Origin of the sequence: Promicromonospora thailandica (genome assembly GCF_024171955.1) — a bacterium.
Taxonomy (GTDB): Bacteria; Actinomycetota; Actinomycetes; order Actinomycetales; family Cellulomonadaceae; genus Promicromonospora; species Promicromonospora thailandica.
Genome location: NZ_JAMTCS010000006.1, coordinates 44,677 through 59,418, shown reverse-complemented (window position 1 = coordinate 59,418; position 14,742 = coordinate 44,677). Strand labels below are relative to the sequence as shown.

At 66.9% G+C, this 14,742-nt stretch carries 9 protein-coding genes; all 9 read right to left on the bottom strand.

The features are described 5' to 3' along the window. Positions 1-5: 5 nt before the first annotated feature. The 9 genes from rpsJ to rplJ all read right to left on the bottom strand — a co-directional run bounded on the left by rpsJ (position 6) and on the right by rplJ (position 14,583). Positions 6-314, bottom strand: coding sequence for a 30S ribosomal protein S10 (rpsJ, locus tag APR03_RS10670; RefSeq protein ID WP_019146773.1), 309 nt, complete (start codon positions 312-314; stop codon positions 6-8). Positions 315-836: 522 nt separating this feature from the next. After that, entirely contained in the window at positions 837-2,033 is a 1,197-nt protein-coding gene (gene tuf / locus APR03_RS10665) for an elongation factor Tu (protein WP_119139916.1), read from the bottom strand. Positions 2,034-2,156: 123 nt separating this feature from the next. Then, positions 2,157-4,259 (bottom strand): elongation factor G, encoded by a 2,103-nt coding sequence (gene fusA / locus APR03_RS10660; RefSeq protein ID WP_253835539.1) that lies wholly within the window; start codon positions 4,257-4,259, stop codon positions 2,157-2,159. Positions 4,260-4,353: 94 nt separating this feature from the next. Continuing rightward, positions 4,354-4,824: a 30S ribosomal protein S7 gene (gene rpsG, locus APR03_RS10655; protein ID WP_119139920.1), complete on the bottom strand. Its 471-nt coding sequence runs from the start codon at positions 4,822-4,824 to the stop codon at positions 4,354-4,356. After that, a complete protein-coding gene (gene rpsL, locus APR03_RS10650; RefSeq protein WP_020016109.1) occupies positions 4,824-5,198 on the bottom strand; it encodes a 30S ribosomal protein S12 in 375 nt (124 codons plus the stop codon). Before rpsL ends, rpsG begins: the two co-directional genes overlap by 1 nt. Positions 5,199-5,642: 444 nt before the next feature. Further along, complete coding sequence (locus APR03_RS10645) at positions 5,643-9,527, bottom strand: DNA-directed RNA polymerase subunit beta' (protein WP_253835538.1); 3,885 nt, start codon at positions 9,525-9,527, stop codon at positions 5,643-5,645. Positions 9,528-9,623: 96 nt separating this feature from the next. After that, positions 9,624-13,136, bottom strand: a complete 3,513-nt coding sequence (gene rpoB, locus APR03_RS10640; RefSeq protein WP_253835537.1) for a DNA-directed RNA polymerase subunit beta — start codon at positions 13,134-13,136, stop codon at positions 9,624-9,626. Between the two features lie 442 nt (positions 13,137-13,578). Further along, entirely contained in the window at positions 13,579-13,968 is a 390-nt protein-coding gene (gene rplL / locus APR03_RS10635) for a 50S ribosomal protein L7/L12 (protein WP_253835536.1), read from the bottom strand. Positions 13,969-14,052: 84 nt separating this feature from the next. Further along, positions 14,053-14,583, bottom strand: coding sequence for a 50S ribosomal protein L10 (rplJ, locus tag APR03_RS10630; RefSeq protein WP_253835535.1), 531 nt, complete (start codon positions 14,581-14,583; stop codon positions 14,053-14,055). Positions 14,584-14,742 lie beyond the last annotated feature (159 nt).

Sequence of the window (14,742 nt, the reverse complement as noted above, 5' to 3'; positions counted from 1 at the left end):
CAGCCTCAGAGCTTGATCTCGATGTTCACGTCCGCCGGCAGGTCGAGTCGCATGAGCGAGTCGACGGCCTTGGGCGTGGGATCGATGATGTCGATGAGCCGCTTGTGCGTGCGCATCTCGAAGTGCTCGCGGCTGTCCTTGTACTTGTGAGGCGACCGGATCACGACGAAGACGTTCTTCTCCGTCGGCAGCGGCACCGGACCCACGACCGTCGCACCAGCGCGAGTCACCGTGTCGACGATCTTGCGCGCCGAGCTGTCGATGACCTCGTGGTCGTAGGACTTGAGCCGGATGCGGATCTTCTGTCCCGCCATGGCGTCGTCTGACTCTCTCTCTCGAACCGCTACTGACCGACCCACGCGCTCGGGCGTGTCGCATGAAGCGGCACAGCCGGGCGCAGAGCACCATTCCTGGTGCCGGGGCCGTTGGGAAGTGATCTGCCCTGGTGTGAACCGGGACCGACCACGACGTTTGCCGAGCCTGCTCGGAACAGTGCCTCCGGAAGACCGGAGAACGTGTGCTCCGCGGGGCGCCCTGTACAGATCGAAACAGGCGACAAACCCCACGACCCCTCACCCGGAACTCTCCCCGGGAGGGTGACCGCTCCAGCCTCTGTCGGCCCGACTGACCGGACCGAGGACTGCGGTTCTGCACACTGTTCGACACTTGAAAGAGCGCGCCTGTTACAGGCAACTATGCAATCTTGCCACACGTCCTGGCATCGGCCAAACGGAGGACGTGTGACGCCTGCTACGTACGCGAGGGGGCCCGGACGCCGAAGCGCCCGGGCCCCCTCGTGTCAGCTGACTTCCGTCAGATGAGCCCGTGCTCCAAGATCACTTGAGGATCTTGGTGACACGGCCGGAACCGACCGTGCGGCCACCCTCGCGGATGGCGAAGCCGAGGCCCTCCTCCATGGCGATCGGCTGGATCAGCTCGACCGTCATCTCGGTGTTGTCGCCGGGCATGACCATCTCGGTGCCCTCGGGCAGCGTGATGACGCCGGTGACGTCCGTGGTACGGAAGTAGAACTGCGGGCGGTAGTTCGAGTAGAACGGGTTGTGACGGCCACCCTCGTCCTTGCCCAGGATGTAGACCTGAGCCTCGAAGTTCGTGTGCGGGGTGATCGAACCCGGCTTCACGACGACCTGACCGCGCTCGACGTCCTCGCGCTTGATGCCACGCAGGAGCAGGCCGGTGTTGTCGCCGGCCTGAGCCTGGTCCATCTGCTTGTGGAACGTCTCGATACCGGTGACCGTGGTCTTCTGCGGCTCGCGGATACCGACGATCTCGACGTCGGAGTTGATGTCCAGCGTGCCACGCTCGACCTTACCGGTGACGACGGTGCCACGACCGGTGATCGTGAAGACGTCCTCGATCGGCATGAGGAACGGCTTGTCGAGGTCGCGCTGCGGCTCCGGGACGTTCTCGTCCACGGCCTCCATCAGCTCGATGACCTTCTCGACCCACTCCGGGTCGCCCTCGAGAGCCTTCAGGCCCGAGACGCGGACGACAGGAGCGTTGTCGCCGTCGAACTCCTGCGACGACAGCAGCTCACGGACCTCCATCTCGACGAGCTCGAGGATCTCCTCGTCGTCGACCATGTCGGACTTGTTGAGCGCCACGAGCAGGTAGGGCACGCCGACCTGGCGGGCGAGCAGCACGTGCTCACGCGTCTGGGCCATCGGACCGTCGGTGGCGGCGACCACCAGGATCGCGCCGTCCATCTGGGCGGCACCGGTGATCATGTTCTTGATGTAGTCGGCGTGACCCGGCGCGTCAACGTGCGCGTAGTGACGCTTCGGCGTCTCGTACTCGATGTGCGCGATGTTGATCGTGATACCGCGCTGCTTCTCCTCCGGCGCGGCGTCGATCTCGTCGAAGTTGCGCTGGACGTTCGCCGGCAGGTCCGGGTACTTGTCCGCGAGGGTCTTCGAGATCGCCGCGGTCAGCGTCGTCTTGCCGTGGTCGACGTGACCGATCGTGCCGATGTTGACGTGCGGCTTGGTCCGCTCGAACTTGGCCTTAGCCACTGGGGTCCTCCTGGGACTTGGGTAGATGTTCCGAACGTTGCAGATGCTCGGCCAAGAAGCCTACAACTGCGGGGCGTTGCGGTTTTTCCTACAGGTTGGTTGTGCGGGTCGACCTGTGGGGACTCACTCGCCCCGGGTCTTCTTGATGATCTCTTCGGCAACTGCCTTGGGAACCTCGGCGTAGCTGTCGAACTGCATCGAGTACACCGCGCGACCCTGGGTCTTCGACCGCAGGTCACCGATGTAGCCGAACATCTCGCTCAGCGGCACCTGGGCGCGAACGACCTTGACACCGGTCGCGTCCTCCATGGACTGGATCATGCCACGTCGGGAGTTGAGGTCGCCGATCACGTCGCCCATGTACTCCTCGGGCGTACGCACCTCGACGGCCATGACCGGCTCGAGCAGGACCGGGTCGGCGCGCTTGACGCCTTCCTTGAAGACCATCGAACCGGCGATCTTGAACGCCATCTCCGAGGAGTCGACGTCGTGGTAGGCACCGTCGATCAGCGTCGCCTTCACGCCGACCACGGGGAAGCCCGCCAGCACACCCTGCTGCATGGCCGCCTGGATACCGGCGTCCACGGACGGGATGTACTCGCGCGGGATACGACCACCGGTGACGGCGTTCTCGAACTCGTAGAGCTCGCCCTCCGTCGTCTCCAGCGGCGCGAAGGTCACCTGGACCTTGGCGAACTGGCCGGAACCACCGGTCTGCTTCTTGTGCGTGTAGTCGATCTTCTCCGCCGTGCGGCGGATCGTCTCGCGGTACGCGACCTGCGGCTTGCCGACGTTCGCCTCGACCTTGAACTCGCGACGCATGCGGTCGACGAGGATGTCGAGGTGGAGCTCACCCATACCGCCGATGACGGTCTGGCCGGTCTCCTCGTCCAGCTTCACACGGAAGGTCGGGTCCTCCTCGGCGAGCTTCTGGATGGCGGTCGACAGCTTCTCCTGGTCGGCCTTCGTCTTCGGCTCGATGGCCACGTCGATGACCGGCTCCGGGAAGGTCATCGACTCCAGGATGACCGGGTTCGCCGGGTCGCTCAGGGTGTCACCCGTGGTGACGTCCTTCAGCCCGATGAACGCGTAGATGTGGCCCGCCTGGGCTTCCTCGACCGGGTTCTCCTTGTTGGAGTGCATCTGGAAGAGCTTCCCGATGCGCTCCTTCTTGCCCTTGGTCGAGTTCTGCACCTGGGCGCCCTGGGCGACCTTGCCGGAGTAGACCCGGACGTAGGTGAGCTTGCCGAAGAACGGGTGCGAGGCGACCTTGAACGCCAGGGCCGAGAACGGCTCGGTGGCGTCGGCGTGGCGCTCGACCGTCTTCTCGGCGTCCTTCGCGTCGTGACCCTCGATGGAGGGCACGTCGAGGGGCGACGGCAGGTAGTCGATGACGGCGTCGAGCATGGGCTGCACGCCCTTGTTCTTGAACGCCGAACCGCACAGGACCGGGAAGGCCTGCGAGCTGATGACGAGCTTACGGATGCCGGCCTTGATCTCGGCGACCGTGAGCTCCTCACCGCCGAGGAACTTCTCGAGCAGCTCGTCGTCCGCCTCGGCGACGGCCTCCACGAGCTCGTTGCGGTACTGCTCCGCCTTCTCCTGGAGGTCGGCCGGGATCTCCTCGACCTCGTACTCCTCGCCCATCTTGGTGTCGCCGCGCCACGTGAGCGCCTTCATCTCGACCAGGTCGACGACGCCCTCGAAGTCGTTCTCAGCGCCGATGGGCAGCTGGATGACGAGGGGCTTCGCCTTCAGGCGGTTGATGATGGTGTCGACGGTGAAGTAGAAGTCCGCACCGAGCTTGTCCATCTTGTTGACGAAGCAGATGCGCGGGACGTCGTACTTGTCCGCCTGGCGCCAGACGGTCTCGGACTGGGGCTCGACACCCTCCTTGCCGTCGAACACGGCAACGGCACCGTCGAGCACGCGGAGCGAACGCTCCACCTCGACCGTGAAGTCGACGTGACCCGGCGTGTCGATGATGTTGATCTGGTTGTTCTTCCAGTAGCAGGTCGTCGCGGCGGACGTGATCGTGATGCCGCGCTCCTGCTCCTGCTCCATCCAGTCCATCGTCGACGCACCGTCGTGCGTCTCACCGATCTTGTAGTTCACACCCGTGTAGAACAGGATGCGCTCGGTCGTCGTGGTCTTGCCGGCATCGATGTGGGCCATGATGCCGATGTTGCGGACCTTGTTCAGGTCGGTCAGCACGTCGAGTGCCACGGTGTCTTACCCCTTGGTCTGAAGGTGGGTGGGGAGCCGGCTGTTAGGCATCCACCGACGGCCCCGGGGGTCACCCGGGGCCGCTCGGAAGCTACTACCAGCGGTAGTGCGCGAAGGCCTTGTTGGAGTCGGCCATCTTGTGCATGTCCTCGCGGCGCTTGACCGCGGCACCGAGACCGTTCGACGCGTCGAGGATCTCGTTCATGAGGCGCTCGGTCATCGTCTTCTCGCGGCGGGCGCGCGAGAAGTCGGTGAGCCAGCGGAGCGCGAGCGTCGTGGCACGGGCGGGACGCACGTCGACCGGCACCTGGTACGTGGCACCACCGACACGGCGCGAGCGCACCTCGAGCGCGGGACGGACGTTGTCCAGCGCGCGCTTGAGCACGACGACCGGGTCACCGTCGGTCTTGGCACGGACGCCCTCGAGGGCGCCGTAGACGATCGCCTCGGCGGTCGACTTCTTGCCGTCGAGCAGGACCTTGTTGATCAGCTGCGTGACGACCGGGGACCCGTACACCGGGTCGACGATGAGCGGCCGCTTCGGGGCCGGACCCTTGCGGGGCATCAGCTCTTCTCCTTCTTGGCGCCGTAACGGGACCGAGCCTGCTTGCGGCCCTTCACGCCCTGCGTGTCGAGCGCGCCGCGGACGATCTTGTACCGGACACCGGGGAGGTCCTTCACGCGGCCGCCGCGCACGAGCACGATCGAGTGCTCCTGGAGGTTGTGGCCGACACCGGGGATGTACGCGGTGACCTCGACCTGCGAGGAGAGCTTCACACGGGCGACCTTGCGGAGGGCCGAGTTCGGCTTCTTGGGGGTGGTGGTGTACACACGGGTGCACACGCCGCGCCGCTGGGGGGAGCCCTTGAGTGCCGGGGTCTTCGACTTCCCGGCCTTCGAGGTCCGCCCCTTGCGGACGAGCTGCTGGATCGTAGGCACTACGTCTCCGTCGTCTTCTTGAGCTTCGGCGACGCCCTGCCGGCGTCCCCGTCGATGGTTCTGGCTTGTGCGTGCCGATCGCATGCGGCACCCACAGCCCCCACGGGGACTGCTACGCCACTTACCACCGGCTCGATGGCCCGGCTCCGCCGTCGGGGCACGCCGTGCCCCGGGAGGTTCTTGCCGGGGTGCCCACGCACTCACATCGGCCGCTTCCGAAGCCGCTTCGCAGCGGCTCTCAGGGGGTGCGGCCAGACGGCGCAGGCACAGACTCCTAGGCTACCCGTGTGTTCACGGGGGGTCAAAGCGAATCGGGTGTGAGGTACACCCGACCACCCGCCGAAGTAGAACCGTGGCGAGATAGAACTGGGGCTGAGGTGCTGATCAGCACCTCAGCCCCAGTTCTATCTCGCCACGGTTCTACTTCGGCGAGGGGGAACTAGCTCAGCGGAAGTCGCCGAGGTCCAGGTCCTCCAGCGGGATCGCCTCGCCCGAGCCCATGCCGAGCGTCGGGAAGTCGATCTCGTCGTAGCCGAAGCTCGGGTAGAGCTCGGCCTTGGCCTGCTCGGTGGGCTCGACCTCGACGTTGCGGTAGCGGGGCAGACCCGTACCGGCCGGGATGAGCTTACCGATGATGACGTTCTCCTTGAGGCCGAGCAGCGGGTCACGACGACCGCTCATCGACGCCTCGGTGAGCACGCGGGTGGTCTCCTGGAAGGAGGCCGCCGAGAGCCACGAGTCGGTCGCGAGCGAGGCCTTCGTGATACCCATCAGCTCGGGACGGCCGGCGGCCGGCTGGCCACCCTCCGCCACGGCCTTGCGGTTGGCGTCCTCGAAGCGCATGCGCTCCGCGAGCTCGCCCGGCAGCAGCTGCGAGTCACCCGAGTCGAGCACGGTCACGCGCCGCAGCATCTGCCGCACGATGACCTCGATGTGCTTGTCGTGGATGTCCACACCCTGGCTGCGGTAGGTCTCCTGGACCTGGTCCACCAGGTGCGTCTGCGTGGCACGCGGGCCGAGGATGCGCAGCACCTTCTTCGGGTCGACAGCACCCTGCACGAGCTGGGTGCCCACGGTGACGTGGTCGCCGTCCGCGATCTTGAGGCGCGCGCGCTTCGTGACCGGGTACTTGATCTCCTCGCCACCGTCGTCCGGCGTCAGCACGAGGTGACGCGTCCGCTCGGTGTCCTCGATCGTCACGCGACCCGTGTACTCCGCGATCGGCGCCTCACCCTTGGGGGTGCGGGCCTCGAAGAGCTCCGTGACACGCGGCAGACCCTGCGTGATGTCCTCGGCGGCCGCCACACCACCGGTGTGGAAGGTACGCATCGTCAGCTGCGTGCCCGGCTCACCGATGGACTGCGCCGCGATGATGCCGACGGCCTCGCCGATGTCCACGAGCAGACCCGTGGCCAGGGAGCGGCCGTAGCACTTGGCGCAGGTGCCGACGCGCGACTCGCACGTCAGGACCGAACGGACCTTGACGTTCTCGATGCCCGCGGCGATCACCTTGTCGATGATGACGTCGCCGGCGTCGGACCCCGCGGTGGCGATGACGTTGCCGTCGGCGTCCACCACGTCGGTCGCGAACGTGCGCGAGTAGATGCTGGTCTCGACCCGGTCGTGCGGGACGAGCGAGCCGTCGGGGAGCTTCTCCGCCACGGGCAGCGTGAGGCCACGCTCCGTGCCGCAGTCGTCCTCACGGATGATCACGTCCTGCGAGACGTCCACCAGACGACGGGTCAGGTAACCCGAGTCCGCCGTACGGAGGGCCGTGTCGGCCAGACCCTTACGGGCACCGTGCGTCGCGATGAAGTACTCCAGGACGGACAGGCCCTCGCGGTAGTTGGACTTGATCGGACGAGGGATGATCTCGCCCTTCGGGTTCGCCACGAGACCGCGCATACCGGCGATCTGACGGACCTGCATCCAGTTACCGCGGGCGCCCGAGCCCACCATGCGCATCACGGTGTTGCGCTGGTCGCTCTCGAGGTTGACCCGCATGGCCGACGCGACCTTGTCGGTCGCCTGGGTCCAGATCTCGATGAGCTCCTGACGGCGCTCGTCGTCGGTGATCAGACCCTTGTCGAACTGCTGCTGGACCTTGAGGGCCCGGGCCTCGTGCTCGTCGAGGATCTCGCCCTTGACCGTCGGAGCGGCGACGTCGGAGATGGCGATCGTGACGCCGGAACGCGTGGCCCACTTGTAGCCGGCGTCCTTCAGCGCGTCCAGCGCCGCGGCCACCTCCACCTTCGGGTAGCGCTCGGCGAGGTCGTTGACGATCGTCGACAGACGCTTCTTGTCGGCCACACCGTTCTCGTACGGGTAGTCGACGGGCAGCGCCTCGTTGAACAGGTACCGGCCGAGGGTGGTCTCGAACAGCAGCTGCTGCCCCTGCTCCCAGCCCTCGGGCGCCTCGAAGTCCTTCAGCGGCGGCACGAGGTCCGACATCCGCAGCTTGATCTTGGCGTTGATGTCCAGCTCACCCCGGTCGAAGGCCATGATGGCCTCGGCCACGGAACCGAACGCACGGCCCTCGCCCACGGCGCCCGGACGGTCGCTCGTGAGGTGGTGCAGACCGATGATCATGTCCTGCGAGGGCATGGTCACCGGACGGCCGTCCGACGGCTTGAGGATGTTGTTGCTCGAGAGCATGAGGATGCGGGCCTCGGCCTGCGCCTCGGCGCTCAGGGGCAGGTGCACGGCCATCTGGTCACCGTCGAAGTCGGCGTTGAACGCGCCGCACACGAGCGGGTGCAGGTGGATGGCCTTGCCCTCGACGAGCTGCGGCTCGAAGGCCTGGATACCCAGGCGGTGCAGCGTCGGCGCACGGTTCAGGAGCACGGGGTGCTCCGTGATGACCTCTTCGAGCACGTCCCACACGACCGGGCGCGTGCGCTCGACCATGCGCTTGGCGCTCTTGATGTTCTGCGCGTGGTTCAGCTCCACGAGCCGCTTCATGACGAACGGCTTGAACAGCTCGAGCGCCATCTGCTTGGGCAGACCGCACTGGTGCAGCTTGAGCTGCGGGCCGACGACGATGACCGAACGGCCCGAGTAGTCGACGCGCTTGCCGAGCAGGTTCTGGCGGAACCGGCCCTGCTTGCCCTTGAGCATGTCGGAGATCGACTTCAGCGGACGGTTGCCCGGGCCCGTGACAGGCCGGCCACGACGGCCGTTGTCGAACAGCGAGTCCACGGCCTCCTGGAGCATCCGCTTCTCGTTGTTGACGATGATCTCCGGCGCGCCCAGGTCGAGCAGCCGCTTGAGGCGGTTGTTGCGGTTGATCACGCGCCGGTACAGGTCGTTCAGGTCCGACGTCGCGAACCGGCCACCGTCGAGCTGCACCATCGGGCGCAGGTCCGGCGGGATGACCGGGACGGCGTCGAGCACCATCGCGGTCGGCGAGTTCGTCGTCGTCAGGAACGCGTTGACGACCTTGAGGCGCTTGAGGGCGCGGGTCTTGCGCTGGCCCTTGCCGGTACGGATGGTCTCGCGCAGGGACTCGGCCTCGGCCTCCAGGTCGAAGTTCTGCAGGCGCTGCTGGATCGCGTTCGCGCCCATCGCACCCTCGAAGTACGTGCCGTAGCGGTCCTGGAGCTGGCGGTACAGCATCTCGTCGCCCTCGAGGTCGGCGACCTTGAGGTTCTTGAACCGGTCCCAGACCTGCTCGAGGCGGTCGAGCTCCTGGTCCGCACGCTTGCGGATCTGAGCCATCTCGCGCTCGGCGGAGTCACGCACCTTGCGGCGCGCGTCGGCCTTGGCACCCTCGGCCTCGAGCTCGGCCAGGTCGGCCTCGAGCTTCTGGGCGCGGGTGTTGATGTCGTTGTCCCGGCGGTCGGAGATCTCCTTCTTCTCGAGGTCGATCTCGTTCTGCAGGTTGGGCAGGTCCTCCTGGCGGGCCTCCTCGTCGACCGAGGTGATCATGTAGGCCGCGAAGTAGATGACCTTCTCCAGGTCCTTCGGCGCAAGGTCGAGCAGGTAGCCCAGACGCGACGGCACACCCTTGAAGAACCAGATGTGCGTGACGGGGGCGGCCAGCTCGATGTGGCCCATGCGCTCACGGCGCACCTTGGAGCGCGTGACCTCGACACCGCAGCGCTCGCAGATGATGCCCTTGAAGCGCACGCGCTTGTACTTGCCGCAGTAGCACTCCCAGTCCCGGGTCGGACCGAAGATCTTCTCGCAGAAGAGCCCGTCCTTCTCCGGCTTGAGGGTGCGGTAGTTGATGGTCTCGGGCTTCTTCACCTCACCGTGCGACCAGGCACGGATGTCCTCGGCCGTGGCCAGGCCGATACGCAGCTCGTCGAAGACGTTGACGTCGAGCAAGATGTCCTACTTCCTGAAGTTCTCGAAAATCCTTGGTGTCCAGGACTGCGCCTGGTGTCCAGGTCCGCGCCCGGTGCCCCCGGGCGCGGACCGGTGTCAGATCTCGTCGACGCTGGAGGCGGCGTTCGGCCGCCGCGAGAGGTCGATGCCGAGCTCCTCAGCGGCGCGGTACACCTCGTCGTCCGACTCCTTCATCTCGATGGAGACACCGTCGCTCGAGAGCACCTCGACGTTCAGGCACAGCGACTGCATCTCCTTGAGGAGCACCTTGAAGGACTCCGGGATGCCCGAGTCGGGGATGTTCTCGCCCTTGACGATCGCCTCGTAGACCTTCACGCGGCCCGGGACGTCGTCGGACTTGATGGTGAGCAGCTCCTGGAGCGTGTACGCGGCGCCGTACGCCTCGAGCGCCCACACCTCCATCTCACCGAAGCGCTGACCACCGAACTGCGCCTTACCACCCAGCGGCTGCTGCGTGATCATCGAGTACGGGCCGGTCGAGCGGGCGTGGATCTTGTCGTCGACCAGGTGGTGCAGCTTCAGGATGTACATGTAGCCGGTCGAGACGGGCTCGGGGAACGGCTCGCCGGAGCGGCCGTCGAAGAGCTTCGCCTTGCCGTCCTGGTTCACCATGCGCTGACCGTCACGGTTCGGCAGGGTCGCCCCGAACAGACCGCGGAGCGCCTCCTCCTCCAGGCCGTCGAACACCGGCGTGGCGACAGGGCGGCCCGGCTCGCTCGTGTGAGCGACCTCGGGGAGGCTCTCCAGCCACTCCCCGCCCTTGTCCTCGGCCAGCGATACGTCCCAGCCCTGCTTGGCGATCCACCCGAGGTGGGTCTCCAGCACCTGGCCCACGTTCATGCGGCCCGGCACACCCAGCGGGTTGAGGATGACGTCGACCGGGGTCCCGTCCTCGAGGAACGGCATGTCCTCCTGCGGCAGGATCTTCGAGATGACGCCCTTGTTGCCGTGGCGGCCGGCCAGCTTGTCACCGACCGTGATCTTGCGGCGCTGCGCGATGTAGACGCGCACCAGCTGGTTCACGCCGGCGGGCAGCTCGTCGCCGTCCTCCCGGTTGAACTCGCGCACCGCGATGACCGTGCCCTGCTCGCCGTGGGGCACCTTGAGCGAGGTGTCGCGCACCTCGCGGGCCTTCTCGCCGAAGATGGCGCGCAGCAGGCGCTCCTCCGGGGTCAGCTCGGTCTCACCCTTGGGGGTGACCTTGCCGACCAGGATGTCGCCCGCGCCGACCTCGGCACCGATGCGGATCACGCCGCGCTCGTCGAGGTCCGCGAGGACCTCCTCCGAGACGTTGGGGATGTCCCGCGTGATCTCCTCGGGGCCCAGCTTGGTGTCGCGCGCGTCGACCTCGTGCTCCTCGATGTGGATCGAGGAGAGGACGTCGTCCTCCACGAGGCGCTGCGACAGGATGATCGCGTCCTCGTAGTTGTGGCCCTCCCACGACATGAACGCGACCAGCAGGTTGCGGCCGAGCGCGAGCTCGCCCTCGTCCGTCGCCGGGCCGTCCGCGAGCACGGAGCCGACCTCGACCCGCGCACCCTCGTCGACCAGCACGCGCTGGTTGTAGCTCGTGCCCTGGTTGGAGCGCACGAACTTGTGCACGCGGTACGAGCCCGTCGTGCCGTCGTCGTTCGCCACGAGCACCAGGTCGGCCGAGACCTCGGTGACCACACCGGGCTTGGTCGCCACGATGACGTCGCCGGCGTCGACCGCCGCACGGCGCTCCATGCCGGTACCGACCACGGGCGCCTCCGAGCGGACCAGCGGCACCGCCTGGCGCTGCATGTTGGCACCCATGAGGGCGCGGTTCGCGTCGTCGTGCTCGAGGAACGGGATCAGGGCCGTCGCGACCGACACCATCTGGCGCGGCGAGATGTCCATGTAGTCGACCTCGGCACCCGGGATGTCGTTGGTCTCGCCACCCTTCGTGCGGACCAGGACGCGGTCGAGGACGAACGTGCCGTCCTCGAGCAGCGGCGTGTTGGCCTGCGCGATGATGTAACGGTCCTCGTCGTCGGCCGTGAGGTAGTCGATCTGGTCGGTGACCTTGCCGTCGACGACCTTCCGGTACGGCGTCTCGATGAAGCCGAACGGGTTGATGCGACCGAACGACGCGAGCGAGCCGATCAGACCGATGTTCGGACCCTCAGGGGTCTCGATCGGGCACATGCGGCCGTAGTGCGACGGGTGGACGTCACGGACCTCCATGCCGGCGCGGTCACGGGACAGACCACCCGGGCCCAGCGCGTTCAGACGACGCTTGTGCGTCAGACCGGCCAGCGGGTTGTTCTGGTCCATGAACTGCGACAGCTGCGAGGTGCCGAAGAACTCACGGATCGACGCGACGACCGGACGGATGTTGATCAGCGTCTGCGGCGTGATGGCCTCGACGTCCTGCGTGGTCATGCGCTCGCGAACGACACGCTCCATGCGGGACAGACCCGTGCGCACCTGGTTCTGGATGAGCTCGCCCACGGCGCGGATGCGGCGGTTGCCGAAGTGGTCGATGTCGTCGACCTCGACCCGCACCTCGACCGGCTGGCCGTTGCGGACGCCGTCCATCGTCGTCTTGTCCGCGTGCAGCGCGGCCAGGTACTTGATGGTGGCGACCACGTCGGTCAGCGACAGCGTGGACTCGGCCAGCTCCGCGTCGACGCCCAGCTTCTTGTTCGCCTTGTAGCGGCCGACCTTCGCGAGGTCGTAGCGCTTCGGGTTGAAGTAGAAGTTCTCGAGCAGTGCGCGGCCGGCCTCGACCGTCGGCGGCTCACCCGGGCGGATCTTGCGGTACAGGTCGACCAGGGCCTCGTCCTCGGTGTGGACGTGGTCCTTCTCCAGCGTGTCGAGCACCGACGGGAACTCGGCGAACTCCTCGCGGATCTGCGCCTCGGTCATGCCGAGGGCCTTGAGCAGCACGGTGACGGACTGCTTGCGCTTGCGGTCGACGCGCACGCCGACGGCGTCGCGCTTGTCGATCTCGAACTCGAGCCACGCGCCGCGCGACGGGATGATCTTCGCGGAGAAGACGTCCTTGTCGCTGGTCTTGTCCGGGGTGCGCTCGAAGTACACGCCCGGCGAACGCACCAGCTGCGAGACGACGACGCGCTCGGTGCCGTTGATGATGAAGGTGCCGCGCGCCGTCATGAGCGGGAAGTCGCCCATGAAGACCGTCTGGCTCTTGATCTCACCGGTGGTGTAGTTGACGAACTCCGCGGTGACGAACAGCGGGGCCGCGTAGGTGAAGTCCTTCTCCTTGCACTCGTCCGCCGTGTACTTCGGCGGCTCGAAGCGGTGGTTCGAGAAGGAGAGGGACATCGAGGAGCCGAAGTCCTCGATGGGGGAGATCTCCTCGAAGATCTCCTCGAGACCCGAGGTTTCCGGGACGTCGTTACGGCCAGCCGCCTTGGCAGTTTCTACCCGGGCCTGCCAGGCTGGGTTACCGAGGAGCCAGTCGAAGCTCTCGGTCTGAAGGCCAAGCAGGTCGGGGACCTCGAGTGGCTCATAGATCTTTGCGAAGGAAACACGACGGGAAGCGGTACGGTTCGCAATGGCTTCGGCGGACGGAGCTGAAGGGGTGCGCGAGGCAGCCAAGAGGGGTCCTTCCCTGCAGTTCGGGTGAACGCTGTACGCTCTGCGGTGCTGCAGGAAGCTCTGCCGGCTTCACCGGTCACCGGAGGCCATCCCCCAGGCGGGGATGGGACCAGGACTTTCGGGAAGCAGAGGGAGGCGTCGAGGGCACACGCGGGCGCAAAGCGCTAGCATACCTATCTCCCGTAAGTATGTCCAGTACCCCCAGGGCGTGCACGCCGAGACTGTGGTAAACCTCGAATCGTTGCGCATACGCACTGGTCCGGCGCCGTTGCCGCACCCACGTCAACCCTGGTGAGCTGCTCACCGATCCTCGCACCCACGAGCCCGCTCACGCAAGAGGCCCGCACCCCTCGACGGGGTGCGGGCCTCTGCTGGTGGCGGACGACGCCCGGGCCGGGCCCGGGACGCCGTCACACCTGCCCGAAGGCGGTACTGCCAGAGGTCACTTGAGCGTGACGGTGGCGCCGGCGCCCTCGAGGGCAGCCTTGGCCTTGTCGGCGGCGTCCTTGTCGACACCCTCCAGGACGGGCTTGGGGGCGCCGTCCACGAGGTCCTTGGCCTCCTTCAGACCGAGGGAGGTCAGGCCGCGCACCTCCTTGATGACAGCGATCTTCTTGTCGCCGGCGGCCTCGAGGATGACGTCGAACTCCGTCTTCTCCTCGGCGGCAGCGGCGCCCGCGTCGCCACCGGCGGGGGCGGCGGCAACCGCGGCGACCGGAGCGGCGGCGGTGACGTCGAACTTCTCCTCGAAGGCCTTCACGAAGTCGGAGAGCTCGATGAGCGTGAGCTCCTCGAAGGCGGACAGGAGCTCGTCGGTGCTGAGCTTCGCCATGATGGCGTTCCTTTCAGTTGGCGCTTCGCGGGCCGGTGCGGGCCCGCCAGAAGCAGGGGGTTGTGAACTGGCACTGCCACCTGGTCAGGCGGCAGCACCCTCCGATTCCTGCTTCTGACGCAGGGCATCGATGGCACGGGCGACCTGGGCGGGCTTGGCGGTGAAGGCGTAAGCGGCACGCGTGAGCGTGGCCTTCAGACCGCCGGCCACCTTGGCCAGCAGAACCTCGCGGGACTCGAGGTCCGCGAGCTTCGTGATCTCCGCGCTGGACATCGGGCGGCCGTCGAGCACGCCGCCCTTGATGACCAGTGCGGGGTTCGCCTTGGCGAAGTCACGCAGACCCTTCGCAGCCTCGACCGGGTCCCCGGTCACGAATGCGATGGCGGAGGGGCCCTTCAGGTCGGCGTCGAGACCATCGACACCGGCCTCCTTGGCCGCGATCCCCGTCAGCGTGTTCTTCACCACGGCGTAGGTTGCGTTGCCGCTGAGCGACCGACGCAGCTCCTTGAGCTGCGCGACGGTGAGCCCGCGGTACTCGGTCAGCACGGCCGCGCTGGAGTCGCGGAACTTGTCCGCGAGCTCTGCGACAGCGGCTGCCTTGTCCGGCCTCGCCATGGCAATCCTTCCGGTGGTGGTACCACCGTCCCCTGGGGCGACGTGCCCCGGGCGGGCCCCGGAACGAGAAAAGAGCCCCGGCGCAGGCGCACGGGGCTCGGTCTGCACGGCAGGGCCGCACTCGAGTTCGTCACCTGCGCAGGCCCCCGCTCTCACGGG

What these genes read in the sequence shown, in the direction of transcription:
- rpsJ (WP_019146773.1), bottom strand. Translation starts at nt 314, where the DNA reads ATGGCGGGACAGAAGATCCGCATCCGGCTCAAGTCCTACGACCACGAG.
- rpsG (WP_119139920.1), bottom strand. Translation starts at nt 4,824, where the DNA reads ATGCCCCGCAAGGGTCCGGCCCCGAAGCGGCCGCTCATCGTCGACCCG.
- rplL (WP_253835536.1), bottom strand. Translation starts at nt 13,968, where the DNA reads ATGGCGAAGCTCAGCACCGACGAGCTCCTGTCCGCCTTCGAGGAGCTC.
- rplJ (WP_253835535.1), bottom strand. Translation starts at nt 14,583, where the DNA reads ATGGCGAGGCCGGACAAGGCAGCCGCTGTCGCAGAGCTCGCGGACAAG.